This is a genomic window from Verrucomicrobiota bacterium, from assembly GCA_016200005.1.
Lineage (GTDB): Bacteria > Verrucomicrobiota > Verrucomicrobiia > Limisphaerales > PALSA-1396 > PALSA-1396.
Genome location: JACQFP010000033.1, coordinates 17,658 through 35,980 on the forward strand (window position 1 = coordinate 17,658; position 18,323 = coordinate 35,980).

The 18,323-nt window shown below is 55.8% G+C and carries 25 protein-coding genes; 19 read left to right on the forward strand and 6 right to left on the reverse strand.

What is annotated here, in order from left to right; genetic code table 11:
* The first annotated feature begins 148 nt into the window (after positions 1 to 148).
* The 18 genes from larC to HY298_12180 all read left to right on the forward strand — a co-directional run bounded on the left by larC (position 149) and on the right by HY298_12180 (position 13,893).
* Positions 149 to 1,771, forward strand: coding sequence for a nickel pincer cofactor biosynthesis protein LarC (gene larC, locus HY298_12095; GenBank protein MBI3851000.1), 1,623 nt, complete (start codon positions 149 to 151; stop codon positions 1,769 to 1,771).
* A 3-nt stretch (positions 1,772 to 1,774) separates the two neighbouring features.
* On the forward strand, positions 1,775 to 2,026 hold the full coding sequence (locus HY298_12100; GenBank protein ID MBI3851001.1) for a hypothetical protein: 252 nt from the start codon (positions 1,775 to 1,777) through the stop codon (positions 2,024 to 2,026).
* A gap of 136 nt (positions 2,027 to 2,162) precedes the next feature.
* Positions 2,163 to 3,362: a bifunctional 3,4-dihydroxy-2-butanone-4-phosphate synthase/GTP cyclohydrolase II gene (locus HY298_12105; protein ID MBI3851002.1), complete on the forward strand. Its 1,200-nt coding sequence runs from the start codon at positions 2,163 to 2,165 to the stop codon at positions 3,360 to 3,362.
* 35 nt (positions 3,363 to 3,397) lie between these two features.
* Positions 3,398 to 4,060 carry a DUF2625 domain-containing protein gene (locus HY298_12110; protein ID MBI3851003.1) on the forward strand — a complete coding sequence of 221 codons (663 nt, stop codon included), beginning with the start codon at positions 3,398 to 3,400 and terminating at the stop codon, positions 4,058 to 4,060.
* A 101-nt stretch (positions 4,061 to 4,161) separates the two neighbouring features.
* On the forward strand, positions 4,162 to 4,434 hold the full coding sequence (locus HY298_12115; GenBank protein MBI3851004.1) for a hypothetical protein: 273 nt from the start codon (positions 4,162 to 4,164) through the stop codon (positions 4,432 to 4,434).
* Entirely contained in the window at positions 4,431 to 4,850 is a 420-nt protein-coding gene (locus HY298_12120; protein MBI3851005.1) for a putative toxin-antitoxin system toxin component, PIN family, read from the forward strand. The genes HY298_12115 and HY298_12120 overlap by 4 nt, the downstream gene beginning before the upstream one ends.
* Before the next feature lie 2 nt (positions 4,851 to 4,852).
* On the forward strand, positions 4,853 to 5,347 hold the full coding sequence (ribH, locus tag HY298_12125; protein MBI3851006.1) for a 6,7-dimethyl-8-ribityllumazine synthase: 495 nt from the start codon (positions 4,853 to 4,855) through the stop codon (positions 5,345 to 5,347).
* Between the two features lie 205 nt (positions 5,348 to 5,552).
* Positions 5,553 to 6,230, forward strand: a complete 678-nt coding sequence (locus HY298_12130; GenBank protein MBI3851007.1) for a hypothetical protein — start codon at positions 5,553 to 5,555, stop codon at positions 6,228 to 6,230.
* Positions 6,231 to 6,329: 99 nt separating this feature from the next.
* Positions 6,330 to 7,418 (forward strand): COX15/CtaA family protein, encoded by a 1,089-nt coding sequence (locus HY298_12135; GenBank protein ID MBI3851008.1) that lies wholly within the window; start codon positions 6,330 to 6,332, stop codon positions 7,416 to 7,418.
* Positions 7,419 to 7,425: 7 nt separating this feature from the next.
* On the forward strand, positions 7,426 to 8,331 hold the full coding sequence (cyoE, locus tag HY298_12140) for a protoheme IX farnesyltransferase (protein ID MBI3851009.1): 906 nt from the start codon (positions 7,426 to 7,428) through the stop codon (positions 8,329 to 8,331).
* Positions 8,332 to 8,460: 129 nt separating this feature from the next.
* Positions 8,461 to 10,263 (forward strand): cbb3-type cytochrome c oxidase subunit I, encoded by a 1,803-nt coding sequence (locus tag HY298_12145; GenBank protein ID MBI3851010.1) that lies wholly within the window; start codon positions 8,461 to 8,463, stop codon positions 10,261 to 10,263.
* A gap of 5 nt (positions 10,264 to 10,268) precedes the next feature.
* Positions 10,269 to 11,081, forward strand: a complete 813-nt coding sequence (locus tag HY298_12150; GenBank protein ID MBI3851011.1) for a heme-copper oxidase subunit III — start codon at positions 10,269 to 10,271, stop codon at positions 11,079 to 11,081.
* 7 nt (positions 11,082 to 11,088) lie between these two features.
* Positions 11,089 to 11,397 carry a cytochrome C oxidase subunit IV family protein gene (locus HY298_12155; protein ID MBI3851012.1) on the forward strand — a complete coding sequence of 103 codons (309 nt, stop codon included), beginning with the start codon at positions 11,089 to 11,091 and terminating at the stop codon, positions 11,395 to 11,397.
* A complete protein-coding gene (locus HY298_12160) occupies positions 11,387 to 11,596 on the forward strand; it encodes a hypothetical protein (GenBank protein MBI3851013.1) in 210 nt (69 codons plus the stop codon). Before HY298_12155 ends, HY298_12160 begins: the two co-directional genes overlap by 11 nt.
* Entirely contained in the window at positions 11,593 to 11,859 is a 267-nt protein-coding gene (locus HY298_12165) for a hypothetical protein (protein MBI3851014.1), read from the forward strand. Before HY298_12160 ends, HY298_12165 begins: the two co-directional genes overlap by 4 nt.
* A 2-nt stretch (positions 11,860 to 11,861) precedes the next feature.
* Complete coding sequence (locus HY298_12170) at positions 11,862 to 12,653, forward strand: hypothetical protein (protein MBI3851015.1); 792 nt, start codon at positions 11,862 to 11,864, stop codon at positions 12,651 to 12,653.
* 117 nt (positions 12,654 to 12,770) lie between these two features.
* On the forward strand, positions 12,771 to 13,445 hold the full coding sequence (locus HY298_12175; protein ID MBI3851016.1) for an SCO family protein: 675 nt from the start codon (positions 12,771 to 12,773) through the stop codon (positions 13,443 to 13,445).
* A 4-nt stretch (positions 13,446 to 13,449) separates the two neighbouring features.
* Positions 13,450 to 13,893, forward strand: a complete 444-nt coding sequence (locus HY298_12180) for a DUF420 domain-containing protein (protein MBI3851017.1) — start codon at positions 13,450 to 13,452, stop codon at positions 13,891 to 13,893.
* A gap of 78 nt (positions 13,894 to 13,971) precedes the next feature.
* On the opposite strand, the gene HY298_12185 is transcribed toward HY298_12180, so the two are convergent.
* Together HY298_12185 and HY298_12190 are read right to left on the reverse strand one after the other, a co-directional pair.
* Complete coding sequence (locus tag HY298_12185; protein ID MBI3851018.1) at positions 13,972 to 14,418, reverse strand: GatB/YqeY domain-containing protein; 447 nt, start codon at positions 14,416 to 14,418, stop codon at positions 13,972 to 13,974.
* Positions 14,419 to 14,421: 3 nt separating this feature from the next.
* Complete coding sequence (locus HY298_12190) at positions 14,422 to 15,183, reverse strand: UvrB/UvrC motif-containing protein (protein ID MBI3851019.1); 762 nt, start codon at positions 15,181 to 15,183, stop codon at positions 14,422 to 14,424.
* A 122-nt stretch (positions 15,184 to 15,305) separates the two neighbouring features.
* Here HY298_12190 and HY298_12195 point away from each other — a divergent pair, with 122 nt between their 5' ends.
* Positions 15,306 to 16,286 carry an L-histidine N(alpha)-methyltransferase gene (locus tag HY298_12195; GenBank protein ID MBI3851020.1) on the forward strand — a complete coding sequence of 327 codons (981 nt, stop codon included), beginning with the start codon at positions 15,306 to 15,308 and terminating at the stop codon, positions 16,284 to 16,286.
* A gap of 43 nt (positions 16,287 to 16,329) precedes the next feature.
* On the opposite strand, the gene HY298_12200 is transcribed toward HY298_12195, so the two are convergent.
* The 4 genes from HY298_12200 to HY298_12215 form a co-directional block, all read right to left on the reverse strand.
* A complete protein-coding gene (locus tag HY298_12200) occupies positions 16,330 to 17,217 on the reverse strand; it encodes a dihydropteroate synthase (GenBank protein MBI3851021.1) in 888 nt (295 codons plus the stop codon).
* A 131-nt stretch (positions 17,218 to 17,348) separates the two neighbouring features.
* The gene (locus tag HY298_12205; GenBank protein ID MBI3851022.1) at positions 17,349 to 17,561 is read right to left on the reverse strand and encodes a hypothetical protein; all 213 of its coding nucleotides are present in this window, start codon (positions 17,559 to 17,561) and stop codon (positions 17,349 to 17,351) included.
* Positions 17,540 to 17,956 carry a putative toxin-antitoxin system toxin component, PIN family gene (locus HY298_12210; GenBank protein MBI3851023.1) on the reverse strand — a complete coding sequence of 139 codons (417 nt, stop codon included), beginning with the start codon at positions 17,954 to 17,956 and terminating at the stop codon, positions 17,540 to 17,542. The genes HY298_12205 and HY298_12210 overlap by 22 nt, the downstream gene beginning before the upstream one ends.
* Positions 17,953 to 18,189 carry a type II toxin-antitoxin system ParD family antitoxin gene (locus tag HY298_12215; protein MBI3851024.1) on the reverse strand — a complete coding sequence of 79 codons (237 nt, stop codon included), beginning with the start codon at positions 18,187 to 18,189 and terminating at the stop codon, positions 17,953 to 17,955. Before HY298_12215 ends, HY298_12210 begins: the two co-directional genes overlap by 4 nt.
* Positions 18,190 to 18,323: the final 134 nt, after the last annotated feature.

The following is an 18,323-nucleotide window of genomic DNA, read 5'->3' on the forward strand; positions in this document are numbered from 1 at the left end:
GCACCGTTCTTGATCATGGACGAAGCAGGTTATCAGGTTGGGCAGTTAGATGGAGTAGGCGGCCGCAGAATTGTTTTTTGGTTTTTTGGCTGGAGTCGCGAATGGTGGATAAAGTACTACTGGCTTTCTTAGGAGTATTTCTTTAAACGTGAAAACACTTTATCTCGATATTTTCAGCGGCATCAGTGGGGACATGTTTCTGGGCGCGCTGATTGACCTTGGCGTCAATGTTCCTCAACTGGAGCGCGAGTTGGCCAAGCTGAAACTGGATGGCTACCATCTGCACGTCGCGCGAAAACAGAAAGCGAACATCGAAGGCATCAAGTTCGACGTGCACCTGGAACACGAGTATGCCCACGGACACACGCATGAACACACGCACGCCGACGGCACAACTCACGCGCACCAGCACGACAATCACGACCATGACCACGAGCACAGCCACTCGCACAGTCCCCATGGCGGCCCGCTCGTCAAAACGTCACCGGGCCAGATAGAGTTGAGCGTTTTTGAAACGAACGTTCCGCCACGTTTCCGACTTTATTTCTACGATGCCAAGGGAAAGGCGGTGGCGCCGCCAACAGCCAGTAACGTCGGGTTGGAAACCATTCGTGACGGCCGAAAAAGGCAATCGTTCAAGTTCAAACGCCACGGTGATTACCTCGAAGCAACTGATGAACTGCCCGAGCCACACGAATTCACCGCGATCCTCAAGCTCAAGCGCGGCAGCCGGACGGAGACCCACAAAACGCAGTTCATCGAAGATCATCATCATCACGAACACGAACACGGGCGAAACTTTGCCGAGATCAAGAAGCTGATTCTGTCCAGCGCCCTCTCGGATTGGGTGAAACAGAAATCGATCGCTGTGTTTCATCGCGTGGCGGTGGCGGAAGGAAAGATTCACGGGATGTCGCCGGAGAACGTGCATTTCCATGAAGTCGGCGCGGTTGATTCGATTGTCGATATCGTCGGGGCGTGTGTTGCATTGGAACTGCTGGACAGACCGCGCGTTCTGGCGTCGCCGCTCGTCGAGGGCACGGGTTGGATCAATTGTGCGCATGGACGGTTTCCAATTCCCGCACCGGCCACACTGGCGATCCTTGGTGAGCGCGGCGTTCCGATTTCACAATGCGAGGAGCCGCATGAACTGGTCACGCCGACGGGCGCGGCGTTGCTCGCGGAATTTGTCGCACGTTTCGGCCCGATGGAAGGATTGACCGCGACGAAGATAGGTTTTGGCCTCGGGACGCGTGACAACCAGACACGACCCAATGTGCTGCGCGCGGTTCTTGGGGAAACGACTGCGACGAGCGGCGCTGCGCACGATTGGCAGACGGACACCATCGCGGTTCTGGAAACGAACCTGGACGACATCAACGCCGAGTTGCTCGGCCATTTTGTGGAACAGGCGCTGGCGGCGGGCGCGCTGGATGCGTTTCACACCCCGATCCAGATGAAGAAGAATCGGCCCGGCGTGCTGCTGACTGTTTTGTGCGCGGCAGCGGAGGCGGACAAATTCACCGAGTTGATGTTGCGCGAGACGAGCGCGTTTGGCGTGCGCCGCACCATGGCGGAGCGGCGCAAATTGCAACGTGAGTTTGCGGAAGTCAAAACACCGTGGGGTAAAGTGACCGTCAAACTCGGCAAGCTCGATGGAAAGGCAATCCAAGCGACGCCGGAATTTGAATCGTGCAAAAAACTGGCGGAGGAGGCTGGTGTTCCATTGAAGCAGATTTACGAAGCGGCAACCAAAGCGGTTAAACCTTGATTTATGATTGATTCTGAACTCTTGAAGATTCTCTGCTGCCCGGAGACGCATCAAGCTGTCTCGCTCGCTGACTCGTTGCTCATCGTCAAGTTGAACGAACAAATCGTGGCGGGAAAACTGCAAAATCGCGGCGGCCAGTTGTTGAAGGAAAGAATCGACGGGGGATTGATTCGTGCCGACGGCAAATTTGTTTATCCCATTCGCCAGGATATTCCGGTGATGCTGATTGACGAGGCGATTCCGGTGGCGGCGTAGAAAACACCCAACCTCCAAACACCCAAATACCCAAGCAGTCACTTTGGGTATTTGTGGTACTTGGCTGCTTGGGTCTTTAGCTCGTTCCCTTCTGACTGGCAATTAGGCTGGGGCCAGATATTCTCGTCTTTGCTTTATGAAGAAATGGTTGAACCCAGTTGAATCCGTGATCGCCGATTTGCAGAAGGGCAAAATGGTGATCGTGGTGGATGATGCCGACCGCGAGAACGAGGGCGACTTGATCATGGCCGCTCAATTTGTCACGGCGGGCACGGTCAATTTCATGGCCAAGCACGGACGCGGATTGATCTGCGTGCCGACAACTTCCGAACGGCTGAAACAACTCGGCATCGAGCGGATGGTGTTGCAAAACCGGGAGACGTTCAAAACCGACTTTCAGGTTAGCGTTGATGCCGCCAAAGGAATCACGACTGGCATCAGCGCGGCGGATCGGGCGCGCACGATCGAGATCATGGCGGACTCGACGGCGTTGCCGGACGACCTGGTGCAACCGGGGCATGTCTTTCCGTTGCGCGCGCGACCAGGCGGCGTTTTGCAACGGGCAGGTCACACGGAAGCGGCGGTTGACCTGGTGAAGCTCGCGGGGTTTCGTCCCATCGGCGTCATTTGCGAAATCATGAGCGATGATGGGTCGATGGCGCGTTTGGGGGAGTTAATCCGATTTGCCCGGCGACATCGGCTGAAGATTTGCACCATTGAAGCGCTGATCAAGCATCGTCGCGCCCGCGAGAAGCTGGTGGAGCACGTTGAGATGGTGAAGATGCCCACGGAATACGGGGATTTTGAATTGCATCTCTACCGTTCACATACCGACGGACAGCATCATCTGGCGATCGTTAAAGGCGATGTCTCGGGTAAAAAGAATGTCCTCGTGCGCGTTCACAGCGAATGCCTCACCGGCGATGTGTTTGGGTCGCGCCGCTGCGATTGCGGGCCGCAGTTGCATCAGGCGATGCGGCAGGTTGCCAACGAGGGATGCGGGGTGATTGTTTATATGCGGCAGGAAGGGCGGGGAATTGGTCTGGCATCGAAGATCAAGGCCTACAAATTGCAGGAGCGCGGCTACGACACCGTGGAAGCGAACAAGAAGCTGGGCTTTCCCATGGACTTGCGCGAATACGGTTTGGGCGCGCAAATCCTTGTGGACCTGGGTTTGAAGACGATTCGGTTGCTGACCAACAATCCGAAGAAAATCGTCGGGCTGGAAGGCTACGGTCTGGAGATTGTCGAGCAGGTGCCGATCAAAGTGAAAGCCAATCCGCACAACGCGAAGTATTTGAAGACGAAGCGGGAGAAGTTGGGGCATTTGTTATAGTTTGCGAATTAAGAACTCCGATTTCTTCGGCCTAGATGAAAACCTTGCAGGAACTCATCAACCGCGAAGACCCTGCCTGGCCGTTGGTTCGACAATGGATCGCGGAAGCTGCAAACCCTGTTGAGATTTTGCCGCCGCCTGATGACGCCACGCGCGAGAGAGCTTTGATTAACACGCAAGTCACGACACGCTCGCCGATGGGAGCAATTACTTATGAGAGCGGAGGCATTCTAATCGACCATGGTTGGTTGCGTATCTTAGCCGCCGGCCACCCACGTCTTCCCCGTTCATTGCCGGGCTGGAATTCTGATCGCTCATTTACAGTGTCTGGTCAGCGACCCTCCTTTTTGCTTATTGCCGACGATGTCGTTGGCGGTTTTTTTGCCATTGATGGAGGCGGGCTTGGATTTGAACGTGGCAAGGTTTGTTATCTTCCGCCGGACACTTTAACTTGGGAAAATACCGAAAAAGGCTATTCGGATTTTCTTGTCTGGTGTTTCAAAGGCGATTTGGCGACGTATTACGAGGCAATGCGATGGGGAAGCTGGCAGAAGGATTTGGAAACAGTCGGCGGCGACGAGGTCTTTGGTTTTTTACCGCCTTTGTGCATCGGCGATTCACCCGTTGCTAAACGGGGTAGAGAGCTTATTAGCGTGTCCAAGATTTACGAACTGCATGTAGCGCAAAGTAACAAATAGCATGTTGAAACTCGTCAGAACCAACCCGACCGGGGACTGCGGTACCTTCGTCCTCGTCGCGTTGGATTGACAGCAGACCAAGAGCAGTCCATTTTCAGGCCATGAAAGTTTTGAGTGTCAGCAGCGCCAAGTCAAGGCTGGGACGGGTGATTGACCAGGTGATCAAAACGCGCGAGCCGGTGGTCATTCCGCGCGGTGAGAATCATGTGATGATTGCGCCGTATCAATTGCCTACGCCGGATGAATCGGAACTGGCGCGCGTGTTCCGCGAGATGGACAATGGCCGCGCGCCAATCGAAGAAGATGCCGAGTTGCTGGGAGCGATTCAGGAAGAAGTCCGCAAATACCGCGCTGAAAAGCGACGTCGGAAATGACGGTCGGCTTCGACACGAACGTGTTTGTCTCCGCGGCGGCTTCCCAAATGGGTTCTTCGCGCCGCTGTTTTGTTTTGCTCGCGCGTCGAAAGTTTCTGCTGGCTGTGACCAAGGAGATTTTACACGAATACGAACGCACCGCCGAAGAGTTGTCGCGCAGGCCGGGAAGATATCACGGCATGAAGTGGCGTCCGCTGTTTCGCTGGGTGCATGACAAGGCGGCTTATTTCGAGCCACCACCGGTGGGCAAACAGCGCAGCCGCGATCTCGCCGACGATATTTTCCTGGCGTGTGCGCTGGCCAGCGGGGCAAAATTCATCGTGTCGCACGACCGGGATTTGCTGGCGTTGGAAAAGCCTTTTGGCATTGAGATCATGACACCAGCGGTTTTCGTCGCGCGGGTTAAAACAGTTTGATTATGCTTCGCAAAGTTCAACGGCAAAAATCGCGCGCCACTGGAGGGACGTTCGCCATCGTCGCATCGCGCTACAATGCGCGTTACGTGGACGCAATGTTGCGCGCGGCCAAGACGGAATTGCGGCACGCAGGGGCGAAGATTCAAATCGTCCGTGTGCCGGGCGCTTACGAGATCCCGGTCGTCGCTGCGCGGTTGGCGCGAGCGGGTTCTTCCCACGCATCACGCCTCACGCATCAAGCACCGCTCTCCGCCATCATTTGTCTGGGAGTGATTTTACGCGGCGAAACAACGCATGCGGCGCACATTGGCGAGGCGGTAAGTCGGGCGCTGATGCAGATTCAGTTGGAAACCGAAATCCCCGTCATCCACGAGGTGTTGCTGCTGGAAAACGAGGAACAGGCGCGAGCGCGGTGTCTCGGCAAGCAATACAACCGCGGCATGGAAGCGGCACGAACGGCCCTGGAAATGGCCGTGGTCATGACCACATTGCGTTAAGCGCAATCGTTTGCGTGTCGCCGAAAGCATCAATGAATACAGGGTGATTTGGCGCGTCCTTACTGGAGGAAATGAGTGTTAGCAGACCTTGTGAAAAGTTTCACAAATTTCTTGCAGCGCATTTTCTCGATGATAAGCTTGAGCAAATTTGTTTGAGAAATGACAAAATAAAACTATGAAAACGCACTTTCCGATACTCACCACCATGGCGCTGGCCGTGATCGCGCCGACCTTGTTCGCCGCCGATATCACGGGCAAAGTCACCCTCAAAGGCACGCCGCCGCCGGAGAAGGAGATCGCGCCGCTGATGAACGACCCCATTTGCGGCAAACTCCATACGGCTCCGGTCAAGACCAGGTTTTACGTTGTTGATGCCAGCGGTAATCTGGCCGATGTAGTCGTTTCGCTGAAGGGAGTCAGCGGCAAATCCACTGGTGCGTCGGCGACACCCGCCGTTGTGGACCAAAAAGGTTGTGAATATGCCCCTTACGTTTTCGCGGTCCAGACCGGCCAAAAAATAAATGTGAAGAACTCTGATCCGGTGTTACACAATGTTCATCCCACCCCCGCCGTGGCCGGCAACAAGGAAGAAAACAAGGCGCAGATGCCGAACGGTCCCGATTTGACCTTCGCGTTTGAAAAGCCGGAACCGTTTTTGAAGTTCGCGTGCAATGTCCACCCGTGGATGTTCGCGTATGCCAGCGTTTTCGATCATCCCTACTTCGCCGTGACGGGCAAGGATGGCACTTTCAAGATCGCGAACGTGCCGCCCGGCAAATACACGATTGAAGCGCAGCATCGCAAGGGGGGTGTGGTGACGCAGGAGATCACCGTGGAAGGCGACAAGAAAGTTGACTTCACGATTGAGTTAAAAGGGCAATAATTTTGACCCGGAAAATTTCTTCTCAAACCAAGCCGCTGTGGTTTAATCGACCACGGCGGTCTTGTTTTCAAGGCCGACGTTGATTGGTTTTACCTGGTAATGAAACGATCCACTGAGAATCGCTGGTTGAGCCGTTTTGCTTTTTTGACGGCGCTGGCCACACTTTTTCTGGTGGGTCTTGGCGGCGTGGTGACGAGCAAGGGAGTGGGCATGGCCGTGCCGGACTGGCCCAACACTTTTGGCGAGAACATGTTCCTATTTCCCTTCAGCAAGTGGGTGGGTGGTGTTTTTTATGAACACAGCCATCGTCTGGTGGCATCGGGCGTCGGAATGTTGACGACGATCCTGGCCGTGTGGCTCTGGCTGAAGGAGTCGCGGCGTTGGTTACGCTGGCTTGGCGTGGCCGCCTTTCTGGCTGTGATTTTGCAAGGCGTCTTGGGCGGACTACGCGTGGTTTTCGACAGGTACGGTTGGGGGACGGAACTGGGAATTTTTCATGCAACGATGGCGCAACTTTTTTTTGTGCTGATTTGCTCCATCGCGTTGTTCACCACCCGATGGTGGCAGAACCTCACGGTTGATCGTTACGCATCCGACAGACAGGGCCGGTTGAGATATTACTTTCTCGCAACGACTTTCTTGATTCTCGGCCAGTTGATGCTCGGAGCGACGATGCGACATCAACATGCGGGGTTGGCCATCCCGGATTTTCCGCTGGCCTATGGGAAGGTCTGGCCGGCGATGGACGCGGAGTCAGTGGCGGTTTACAATCAAAACCGGATTGAAGTTCAGGGTGACAACCCGATCACTGCATTTCAAGTCGGCCTGCAAATGGTCCATCGCATCATGGCAGTCGCAATTTTGTTGGCCGTGGTTTTCAGTCTGCGCCAAGGCGTCCGGCACCGCGGCTGGAGAAGTCCTTTGACCCGCCTCTCATGCGTGTGGTTGGGGCTGATTGCGATGCAGATTGCACTGGGTGCCGCGACGATCTGGTCTGATAAAAAAGTCGATGTCACTACCGCGCACGTCGCCGTGGGCGCGCTGTCATTGGTGAACGGAGCCCTGCTCAGCTTGATTGCTTTTCGTTCTCTCAAACCAGCCAGAGTGCAGTCCGTGGCATCGATGACAAGGCAGGCGGCGGCGAATGATTTTACGGCGCAACCGTCCAGCGCAGGCCATCTGCAATAAGAGCGACATGAAAGCCACCGCCCAAACCATCATCGCCGCGCCGCTTGTTGACAAGAAGACGCGGCTGACGGTTTTGAGCGAATTGATCAAAGCGCGGCTGACCATGCTGGTGTTGCTGACGACTTTGGTTGGATTTTACGTTGGTTGCCGGGGAGCGATGGATAATGCGTTGCTGTTCCACACGATGCTGGGGACGGCGTTGGTGGCGAGCGGTGCGGCCGCACTCAACCAATTGTTGGAGCGGGAGTATGACGCCAAGATGCGGCGCACCGAGGATCGCCCGTTGCCCTCGGGGCGGTTGGCCCCTGAAACGGTGCTGATCATGGGCGGGGCGTCCGCCGCCGTGGGCATGCTCTATCTGGCGTTGGCGGTCAACTTGCTGACCAGTCTGCTCGGAGCTGTGACGCTGGTCAGCTATCTGTTCGTCTATACTCCGCTCAAGCGCGTGACTTCGCTCAACACGGCCGTTGGAGCGATTCCGGGCGCGCTGCCGCCATTGATGGGTTGGGTGGCGGCGCGGAACGAGATCACGATCGAAGGCTGGGCGCTGTTCGCCATTTTATTCTTCTGGCAACTGCCGCATTTTCTGGCGATTGCCTGGATGTATCGCGAGGACTATGCGCGGGCCGGGTTCGTGATGTTGCCGGTCATTGATCCGCAGGGGCACCGGACGGGCCGCCAGGCGGTGAGCCACACGCTGGGATTGCTGCCGATCAGTTTGTGTCCGTTTCTGTTCAGGGTCGCGGGCCCGGTTTATGTATTCGGAGCGTTGGTGCTGGGGCTGGGGTTCTTGTGGTTCGCGATCCAATTCTCGCGACACCTGACAAGGCCGCGGGCGCGCCAATTGTTTTACGCGTCGATCTTGTACCTGCCGCTGCTGTTGGGCTTGATGGTGTTCGATAAACTCCGATGAAAACAAAGGACATTCTACCGTTGACACTTGCGGAAAGGCGAAGTTAACTTTCGCCCCTTAAAAATTAGAAACGAGAAATGATTTTGGTTCGCAACGAAAAATTAAAACCATAACCGATACAGAAAAAGCATGGACGCGACCGCACACGCTCTACCGCACACCGGAGTTCACGAAGGACATCACGAGGACGTGAACTTCTGGCGGAAATACATTTTTTCCACCGACCACAAAACCATCGGCATCCAGTACGGCATCACTGGTCTGTGTTTCCTGATGTTCGGCTTTTGTTTGATGGCGTTGATGCGCTGGCAGATGGCGTATCCCGGCACGCCGATCCCGTTGATTGGCGGACTGCTGAATTCGCTGCTTGGAGATGTGGCGGCCAAAGGGATCATGTCTCCGGACCTGTACAACTCTTTCGGTGCGATGCATGGCACGATCATGGTTTTTCTGGCGATTGTGCCGCTGGCGTTTGCCGCGTTCGGAAATTTTGTTGTGCCGCTGCAGATTGGCGCGGTGGACATGGCGTTTCCGCGGGTCAACATGGCCAGTTACCAGGCGTATTTTCTTGGCGGCGTGATCATGCTGGTCAGTTTCTTCATTCCGGGTGGCGCGGCCCAGGCAGGCTGGACTTCATATTCGCCGTTGGCGTCCATCATTGCGACGGACGGACAGACTTTTTGGTTGATCGGCATGGTGTTTCTGATCACGTCATCGCTGTTGGGTGCGGTGAATTTCATTGCTACCATCATCCAATTACGCGCGCCGGGCATGACGTGGATGCGGCTGCCGTTTTTTGTCTGGGCGGAATTTGTGACCGCGTTCCTGCTGTTGCTGGCCTTTCCGCCGCTGGAAGCCGCCGCCGTCATGCAGTTGATGGACAAGGTGGCGCACACGAGTTTCTTTCTGCCGACCGGGCTGGCGGTCGGCGGTGCCTACTCCAACATCAGCGGAGGTGGCAGTCCGTTATTGTGGCAACACCTGTTCTGGTTTCTAGGTCATCCGGAAGTTTATGTCTTGATTTTGCCGGCGATGGGCATTGTTTGTGAAATCATCGCCAATAATACCCGCAAACCGATTTGGGGGTATCGCTCACTGGTTTATTCGGCACTGTGCATCGGGTTTCTCTCGTTCATCGTCTGGGCGCACCACATGTATATGACGGGGATGGGCACGAAAATTGCCACCTTCTTCCAGACGACGACGATGATCATTTCAATTCCGTCGGTGATCATCCTGACGTGTTTCTTCATTTCGTTGTGGGGTGGGTCGATCCGGTTTAACACGCCGATGCTGTTTTGCCTCGCGTTCCTGCCAATGTTTGGCATCGGCGGGCTGACGGGTTTGCCACTGGGACTCAACTTCCCCGACCTGCACCTGCACGACACCTATTACGTTATCGCTCACTTCCATTATATCGTCGCACCAGGAACGATTTTTGCGCTCTTCGCGGGAGTGTATTATTGGTTTCCGAAGGTGACGGGGCGAATGATGAGTGAATACTGGGGCAAGGTGCACTTCTGGCTCTCCTTGATTTTCATGAATCTGATTTTCCAACCGATGTTCGCGCAGGGCATGGCGGGCATGTTGCGCCGCATGTCGGACGGCGGCGCGAGCTATTCGATGGCCAAGGTCCCGGACGGCATCGGCGGCCTCAATGCGACGATGATGCATTTCAACTCGACGATTTCCTGGGCGGCGTGGTGCCTGGGGCTGGCGCAAATCCCATTCATCATCAATTTTTTCTGGAGCATCCGTCACGGCAAACGCGTGACCTCGGACAATCCCTGGGAAGCCACGACTCTGGAATGGCAGACCCCCACACCGCCGCCGCACGGTAATTTCACCAAGCCGATGGAGGTTCATCGGGGTCCGTATGAATACAGCGTGCCGGGGGCATCGAAGGACTTCACGCCGCAGAACGAACCTTAACCAACATGGAAATCCCCTACGCTGTTCAACCCCGCCGGGACACCGGCCTTTACAACGCCAAGGTCGGCATCTGGCTTTTTCTCGCCTCGGAAGTGATGCTATTCGGGGCGTTGTTTTCGTCGTACATCCTGTTGCGCGTAGGCTCGCCGCCGGAGAACTGGCCGCACGGTTTGCTCAACGTTCCCATCGGCGCGTTCAACACCACGGTGCTGATTGTTTCCAGCGTGACGGTGGTCATGGCCTGGGTTTCGCTGAAGATGAAACAATTTGGCCGGTTCAAGGTTTTTCAGACCGGCACAGTGCTTTGCGCGCTGATGTTCTTGGGAATCAAGAGCTACGAATACCACGAAAAATTTGTCCACTACGAAGTCTGGAAAACGGATGGCACCCGCATCACCGGGCATCTGGAAGGACACCCGATGTTCATGACGCTCGACAAGGTCAAGGCGGCAGGAAAGGACCACATCGTGTTGGAGGCCGACCCGCATCACTACACCGAAGGTAGGCAGGCAATGGTCCGACACACAGCGAACGAACCACACAAGACCCTCGACATTCCAGTTTCCGAAATCAAACGTCTCTCCGCATACGTGCCGTCGCACAGCACTTACTTCGCAGTTTACTTCACGCTGACGGCGTTGCACGCATTGCACGTGTTGGGCGGGGCCATCGTGATTGGGTACTTGCTGGGGCCGGGCAGCAAGTTGTGGAAAACCGATCCGGAGCGCCTGACCAACCGGGTTGAAGTCTCCGGCCTGTTCTGGCACTTTGTTGACTTGGTCTGGATTTTTCTGTTTCCGGTTCTATACTTGTTGTGAGTTTTTTATGAGTGACCATGCTGACGTTTCTAAACACATCCGCGGCTACCTGATCGTGGGCGCGACATTGCTGATCGGCACCATTCTGACGGTGCTGGCGTCCTACCTTGACCTGGGCCATCACTGGAACATCATCCTCGCGCTCATCATCGCCACGGTGAAGGCGTCGCTGGTGGTGCTGTTCTTCATGCACCTGATTTCGGAGCGGCAGATGATCTATATCGTGCTGGCGTTCACAGCGGTTTTCTTCTCGGGACTGATGTACCTGACGCTTTGGTCCACCCACGCTGACAGCATTATCCACAATGTCCCTTAAAGCATTCCATATCGTTTTCATCACGGCTTCCAGCGCGCTGGCCATCGGGTCGGGCGTGTGGTCGCTGAACAACGCCCTTTCCGACGCGGGAACAAGATGGGACTGGGTCTTCGGCATCGGCTCGCTGGCTGCGGGCGTTGCACTCATCTTTTATGGCCGGTATTTTTTGAAGAAACTGAAAAAAGTGGGTTACCTGTGAACTTTCAATCCGCAATCAAAAAAATCCTGCCGGCCGCTTTGATGTTGTCGGCAAAATCGGCCTTTGCCTGTGCGGCGTGCTACGGGGCATCGGACGCGCCCATGGCCAGAGGCATGAACTGGGGCATCTTCACTTTGCTGGTGGTCGTTGGCACGGTGTTGTGCGGCATTGCCGGGGTCGGAATCTTCCTGGTGAAACGCGCCGCTGACGTCGCGGTTGAATCGTCCGACTCACCGATTTCAGAAGAAACCGTAAGGCTTTGACCATGGAAACAATCTTCGAATTCTTTCACAAACTTTTGTGTCTGCCCGTGTCGGCCTCCGAGCATGGCCGCGACGTTGATCTTCTGATCATTTACATCCACTGGCTGATGATCGTGCTGTTCGTCGGCTGGCTCGCCTATTTTTTCTACGCGCTGCTGCGTTTCCGCAAGACAACCCATCCCAAGGCCGATTACCACGGCGTTCGCAGTCACACTTCCAGCTATCTCGAAGTTGCGGTGGCGGTGGTTGAAGCTGTGTTGCTGCTCGGTTTTGCCATCCCGTTCTGGAGCCGGATGGCGGCGGCAAGTCAGTTTCCAAAGGAGAGCGAATCCACTGTCATCCACGTGGTCGCGCAGCAATTCGCCTGGAACATCCGTTATCCCGGCAAGGATGGCATCGCCGGGAAACAGGACTTTCGTCTGGTCAGCGACAAGAATCCGTTCGGTCTCGATCCCAACGACCCGAACAGCAAGGACGATTTTACCACACTCAACGAAATGCATGTGCCGGTCAACAAGCCGGTGATCGTCAAGTTGACCTCCAAGGACGTCATTCATTCCTTCAAGATCATCGCCATGCGTGTCACTCAGGACGCTATTCCCGGCCTGCCGGTGCCCACGCACTTCAAACCCACCAAGGTGGGAGTTTATCAGATCAACTGCGCTCAACTCTGTGGCAATGGCCACGCCACCATGGCGATGGGGCGATTGACCGTGGAGTCGGAGGAAGATTACCAAAAGTGGCTCGCCGCCAAATCCAAGTCCGCCGGCGGCGCGGCGCAAAGTTTTGAATAAAGTGGCGGGATTGCTGCCTCGCAGTTGCCTCCGTGGGAAATCAGCGGTGCCGACCTTGGTTGACCTACCAGAAGATCTTTGTTGCGTGCTCTGCGCCGGCGTGCGGCAATTGAAGCGATGAAGTTTACCGTCCGACCTCTGGAGTGGGTGGTTTGGGGTGGCCTGGCGCTGGTCATCGCGTCGATCAGCGGTGCATTTTTCTGGACCAAGCTGGCGACCGGCGCGGCTTCGAGTGGCGGACCCATGCCCGTAATCGGACAACTCTCTGATTTCGTTCTGACCAATCAATCTGGGCAAGCCGTTTCACTGGCCGATCTGCGCGGTCAAGTCTGGGTGGCCGACATCATCTTCACCCGCTGCCCCGGCCCGTGCTTAAAGATGACCCGCCATTTTGCGGAATTGCAATCCAGCTTGCCGGCCAACGAACCGATCAAGCTGGTTTCCCTGACCAGCGATCCCGAATATGACTCGCCCAGGATTTTGAAAAAATACGCGGAGCGATTCAGCGCGGATTCAAATCGCTGGTGGTTTCTAACCGGTGACAAACCGCAAATCCGCCGGCTCGCCGTGAATGATTTCAAGTTCGTCGTCGTGGAAAAAAAACCGGAGGAGCGCGACATTCCCGAAGACTTGTTCCTACACAGCACCGGGTTTGTGGTGGTGGATCGGCAGGGGCGCGTCCGAGGATGGGCGGATAAACAGGGTGGAGTGCACGCTTATTATGATTCTGAAAATCCCGATGAGCGGGCACTGATACCTTCAGCCGTCAAACAATTGCTCGGCGAAAAATAAACTCATGACCTTTGCTGATCTTCCAGCCGTCAACGCTTGTCTGAACGGATTAAGCGCAATCTTTTTGACGGCAGGTTACTGTTTCATCCGAAGGCAAAAGAAAATTGCCCATCGCAACTGCATGATCTCGGCGTTCATCACTTCGGTCCTTTTCCTGATCTGCTACATCACCTATCACAGTTACGTTGCCTACGTCTTGCACAGAGGGCCTACGGTTTTCAAAGACCCGGCCTGGTTTCGCCCGATCTATTTGATGATCCTGCTGACGCACACCGTGCTCGCCGTGGTGATTGTTCCGATGGTTTTGATCACGCTTAATCGCGCGGTCAAACAACGCTTCGAACTCCACAAGAAGATCGCCCGTTGGACCTGGCCGCTCTGGATGTATGTGTCGGTGACGGGTGTGGTGATTTACCTGCTGCTCTACAAAATCTTCCCGCAACACTGAAGTTGGAGTTCAAGCTTCAGCTTGTTCCGGATCGCGGCGGAGACGAGAAACGGGAACAAGCTGAAGCTTGAACTCCAACTACGGCAACAGCTTTCCCACCAGCGCACTGATGGTCTTGCCGTCGGCCCGCCCGGCAGCTTTGGCTTGAACGGCTTTGATAACCGTCCTCACGTCTTTCTTACTCGTCGCACCGACCTCCTGAATTGTCGCTCGCACGAGCGATTCCAATGGCTCCGCTGCCAATGGCTCAGGCAGGAATTGTTCCAGCACAACAACCTCCTGCTTTTCCTTGGCGGCCAGTTCGGGACGGTTTCCTTTTTCGAACTGCTCAATCGAATCGCGCCGCTTTTTGATTTCCTTTTGCACCAGGGCGACAACTTCGGCATCCGACAGGTTTTCGGTCTTGCGTTCGATTTGCGCGTAACCCATGGCAGACTTGAGCAACCGCAGCGTGCCGAGACGGTCGGCATCCTTGGCGAGCATCGCGGTCTTGATTTCCTGCCCGACGCGTTCCTGCAAGGTCATAGACTATTCGGTGACTTTGAAATTGCGCAGGGCATCGCGCATCTGGGCGGCCTTCTCATAATCCTCGTGCTGAACCGCCTCGTGCAGTGCTTTCTCGATTTTTTCCCGCTCCGATAGCGGCCGTTTGGCATGAATCTCCTCCAGCCAGTTTTCGAGTGAATGAATTTCGCCGCTCTGCTCCAGCATTTCCATGCGTGAGTGTTCCCGGTAAAATTCCCGGATGCGTTCCAGTCCTTCTTCAATTTGTTTCACGCCGTTGGGATAATCATCCGCCTTCAACGATTGCGTGGCGCGGGCGCGGGTGTGAATCATGAGCAGTTGCGTCTGAAACTGCTGAAGTGACCACGCAAGCTCCTCCGATTCTGCGTGAGCGCTCACAAAGGCAAACACCGCAAGATTGCGCTCCGTGTCGCGAATCACCCCGTCGTAATCCTCGAGCTGCAACAGACAAATGTAACGATGATGGTACTGTAACGCTTCCAATTGCAATTTGGCGCAGTCCTCCGCCTGAAGCACAAAGTCCTCGTCGTCGCCCTCATTCGCCGCGAGGTGCTTGTAAAGCTGCGCCTGGTAATAATCGAACAGGGAGGGATGACCAAGCGGACGTTTGCCGTCGGGCCGTCCGGTGGCGTTCATCTGCAACAAACCCATATCGACGCGCAGTTGGATTTTTTCAACACCGTCATTGCCCATGAATTTCCGGACCACGACCTGCCCGGGTTGATAATCCCACTGCGCCAGAAGGTGCGAGATGTCGAAGTTCATGGCCGCAATATGGACGCCAGTCTTCCGCAAGTCAACGCGCCGAATCGCTGGCTGCGAAAATAAATCTCGCGGGAACTCAGGGCGGACTTGAGTTGTCAGGTCGTTTCAGCGAAAAGCAACTCATGCCGTCGGTTGTCAAAGTTGCCATTCATGCGAGTCAATTCCCGGAAAACGTGCGGCGGGATTTGCTGGAATCGCTTCGCACCCGCCAGGTGAACCACAAATTCCACTACGATAGCGTCAAGCAAACGCAAAAATGGCTCGCGCTGCATCAGGCCTGCTCGCCGTCGCGCAATGATTCCGACTGCGCGGCGACTTATGACCGGAGCTTCGAAGCAGTCTCGGCTCGAATCAACCCTGCCCATGTTCACTTGATCGGGCTCGGTTGTGGTGGCGGTCAAAAGGACGCGCGGCTCCTGGAATTGCTGAAACGAAACGGCAAACGCGTCGCCTACACTCCGTCCGACGTCAGCGTGGCGATGGTTTTAGTGGCCCGACAGACCGCGTTGTCAGTGATTTCTGAAAAAGATTGTCACCCGTTCGTCTGTGACCTGGCGACGGCAGACGATCTGACAGAGATTTTCGATCGACGAATTGATCCCGATGCAACGCGGCTCGTCACGTTCTTTGGCATGATTCCGAACTTCGAGCCGGAGGGGATCCTGCCGCGCTTGGTGGCTTTGTTGCGTCACGGCGATTACTTACTTTTCAGCGCCAATCTCGCGCCTGGGCCAAACTATGCCGCCGGCGTCCAACGCATTTTACCGCAATACGACAACGTGCTGACCCGCGACTGGCTGATGACTTTTCTGCTCGACCTCGGCGTGGATCGGGACGATGGCGACTTGCGATTCACTGTCGAGGATGGCCAGTGTGGGTTGAAACGCGTCACCGCGTATTTTCATTTCTCGCGCTCGCGTGCGATCCTGTTGGACGACGAACGGTTTGTGTTTTCTGACGGCGAAGCCATTCGCTTGTTCTTTTCCTACCGTTACACGTCCGGACGTGTCCGGTCGCTGTTAAACCAGCGCGGATTGGAAGTCCTGGACCAATGGATCGCCCGATCGGAAGAGGAAGGAGTCTATCTCTGCCAGCGAATGTGAATCCATTCGAGTCAATCTGCGTTCATTAGCGTTCATCTGCGGTTCAAAACACTTTCAACGTATCCAGCACGGCCTTGACGCGAGCCACTTCGTGAGTGCGGAACAAGTCTGTCTTGCCCAACGCCGCCAGCACCGCAAAGAACGGCTCGGCACAGCGCACTTCCTCGCCGAAATATTCAAAGGCGTGGGGCAGCGCGTGGCAAACCGGGTAGCCGTATGCCCGCAACCGAAACGTATTCAGGAACACGTTCATTTGATGCCGCACCCGCACCGCGCTGTCCCGCAAATTGCGGTAGTAAAAGCCCAGGCCAGGATCGATCAATATTTTCTCCACGCCGGCGTGCGTGGCGATTTCTATCTGCTTGGAGAAATAATCGCGCATCAATGCGACCGGATCAGCGCTGAAATCAAAATCTCCGACTTCGCGCACGTTCCTTCCTTGTACGTAGCAAATGATGACCGCCGCATCGTGGTCGGCCACCAGGCGAAAGATTTCCTCACTGCCCGCCGTGCCGGTCAGATTCAAAATGTTCGCGCCGGCTTCGAGACAGTTGCGGGCGACCGCCGGTTGATACGTTTCCGCTGACACTGGAATGTTCGCGGCGCGCAGACCTTTGATGACGGGAAGCAATTTGCCGCTTTGCGCCGCGACGTCCATGCGCTCTGCGTGGGCGAGGGTTGATTCCGCGCCGAGATCAACGATGTCCGCGCCCTGCTCGCGCAGAACTTTGCCGCGTTGAACCGCTGATTCCGTCGTCAGACACACGCTTTCCCGATACCAAGAATCGGGGGACAGATTGATGACGCCCATGATCCCTGGTTGGGAATCGAAATCGAACTGTTGGCCGCCAATGGAAAACTCCTTCACCCGCGTGTTTGCTGCGGCACGATTTCGCTCCAGCAGTTCGGCAAGTTGTTCGAGGTTCAGCACAGCGGACGAGATCGTAAATCGAAAATCATGAATCGTAAATGGAGAATGGAGAATGGCGCGCCCGCCGCGGTGCATCCCATGTCGTGAGTTACTGGTCATTTCGGCTGCTTGTGCCTGGCCTATTAAAGCATTTACTGGCTTAGCCGGAAGAATTCTTGCGGGGTGGTGAGTGGATTGGTGTAAAGACTCGTCGCGCCAGGAAGGTTGGTGAACGTGCCGGTGATAGCGGGCGCGGATTGCAAATTGAAACCGGCGTTGGTCCAGCTCAGCACCAGATCGTTGTCCAGCCTTGAAGTTTGAGACCGATCCAAGTCCGCCTGACTCAGGAATTCTCCTGCATCCACAGCAGGAAAGCGCGCGGTCGCATAATCGGAATGCCGAAAGGCTTTTCAAGAACTAACAGGTCGCGGTCGTAGCTCACGATGACCTTGGCTCCGACCGCCAGAGCTGCGGCGAGGAATCTCTCGTCCTTGAAGTCCCGCGATCGCTGTTTGCCCAATGGAGACGGCTCTGTCCACAGCGCCTTGGCACGCACCCAAGCCAACGCGCCCAAGGCGTTCGCCCGCGGTGCCTGTCTCGCGAGCACTTCGGGGACACGCGTTTGATACTCCGCGAGGATTTCCGCCGACACGACCAATCTGCACTGCCTTCTCGCCACGAGGGTGAGGCACCGATGCGCCGGGCCGCGCCACCCGATGGCACTGATGAGAACGCCCGTATCAAATACGACAGGGATCACGTCTTGCGACCGGCTTGAACGGCAGCCTCAATGCGGCGAACGTCGTCCTCCGTCTCGGACCGGTCATGGCCACCCGCAAACGCGCGTTCGAAATCCCTGAGTTCATCTGCCAGCTCGCCCGCTTCCATCTTGCGCAGAGCTTCGCGAACGACCTCGCCGGGGTCTTCGTAGCGCCCGCTTTTGACCTTTCGCTCGACGTAGCCGCTCAACTCGCCCGGCAGTGACACCTGAATCGTTTTGGTCGCCATACGCGCCAAGATAAGTCGCCTGTGTCACCTGTCAATGATGCAAATCTTGCAGATGTTTCCTGCTACGGAGCCGCGAGCTTGGAAGAATTGCTGCGCGCCGGAGATGGGATTGGTCACGG

Bases quoted from the DNA above. Each gene is read 5' to 3' on its own strand.
- HY298_12100 (MBI3851001.1), top strand. From the start codon at position 1,775: ATGATTGATTCTGAACTCTTGAAGATTCTCTGCTGCCCGGAGACGCAT.
- HY298_12105 (MBI3851002.1), top strand. From the start codon at position 2,163: ATGAAGAAATGGTTGAACCCAGTTGAATCCGTGATCGCCGATTTGCAG.
- HY298_12110 (MBI3851003.1), top strand. From the start codon at position 3,398: ATGAAAACCTTGCAGGAACTCATCAACCGCGAAGACCCTGCCTGGCCG.
- HY298_12115 (MBI3851004.1), top strand. From the start codon at position 4,162: ATGAAAGTTTTGAGTGTCAGCAGCGCCAAGTCAAGGCTGGGACGGGTG.
- HY298_12120 (MBI3851005.1), top strand. From the start codon at position 4,431: ATGACGGTCGGCTTCGACACGAACGTGTTTGTCTCCGCGGCGGCTTCC.
- ribH (MBI3851006.1), top strand. From the start codon at position 4,853: ATGCTTCGCAAAGTTCAACGGCAAAAATCGCGCGCCACTGGAGGGACG.
- HY298_12130 (MBI3851007.1), top strand. From the start codon at position 5,553: ATGGCGCTGGCCGTGATCGCGCCGACCTTGTTCGCCGCCGATATCACG.
- HY298_12135 (MBI3851008.1), top strand. From the start codon at position 6,330: ATGAAACGATCCACTGAGAATCGCTGGTTGAGCCGTTTTGCTTTTTTG.
- cyoE (MBI3851009.1), top strand. From the start codon at position 7,426: ATGAAAGCCACCGCCCAAACCATCATCGCCGCGCCGCTTGTTGACAAG.
- HY298_12145 (MBI3851010.1), top strand. From the start codon at position 8,461: ATGGACGCGACCGCACACGCTCTACCGCACACCGGAGTTCACGAAGGA.
- HY298_12150 (MBI3851011.1), top strand. From the start codon at position 10,269: ATGGAAATCCCCTACGCTGTTCAACCCCGCCGGGACACCGGCCTTTAC.
- HY298_12155 (MBI3851012.1), top strand. From the start codon at position 11,089: ATGAGTGACCATGCTGACGTTTCTAAACACATCCGCGGCTACCTGATC.
- HY298_12160 (MBI3851013.1), top strand. From the start codon at position 11,387: ATGTCCCTTAAAGCATTCCATATCGTTTTCATCACGGCTTCCAGCGCG.
- HY298_12170 (MBI3851015.1), top strand. From the start codon at position 11,862: ATGGAAACAATCTTCGAATTCTTTCACAAACTTTTGTGTCTGCCCGTG.
- HY298_12175 (MBI3851016.1), top strand. From the start codon at position 12,771: ATGAAGTTTACCGTCCGACCTCTGGAGTGGGTGGTTTGGGGTGGCCTG.
- HY298_12180 (MBI3851017.1), top strand. From the start codon at position 13,450: ATGACCTTTGCTGATCTTCCAGCCGTCAACGCTTGTCTGAACGGATTA.
- HY298_12185 (MBI3851018.1), bottom strand. From the start codon at position 14,418: ATGACCTTGCAGGAACGCGTCGGGCAGGAAATCAAGACCGCGATGCTC.
- HY298_12190 (MBI3851019.1), bottom strand. From the start codon at position 15,183: ATGAACTTCGACATCTCGCACCTTCTGGCGCAGTGGGATTATCAACCC.
- HY298_12195 (MBI3851020.1), top strand. From the start codon at position 15,306: ATGCCGTCGGTTGTCAAAGTTGCCATTCATGCGAGTCAATTCCCGGAA.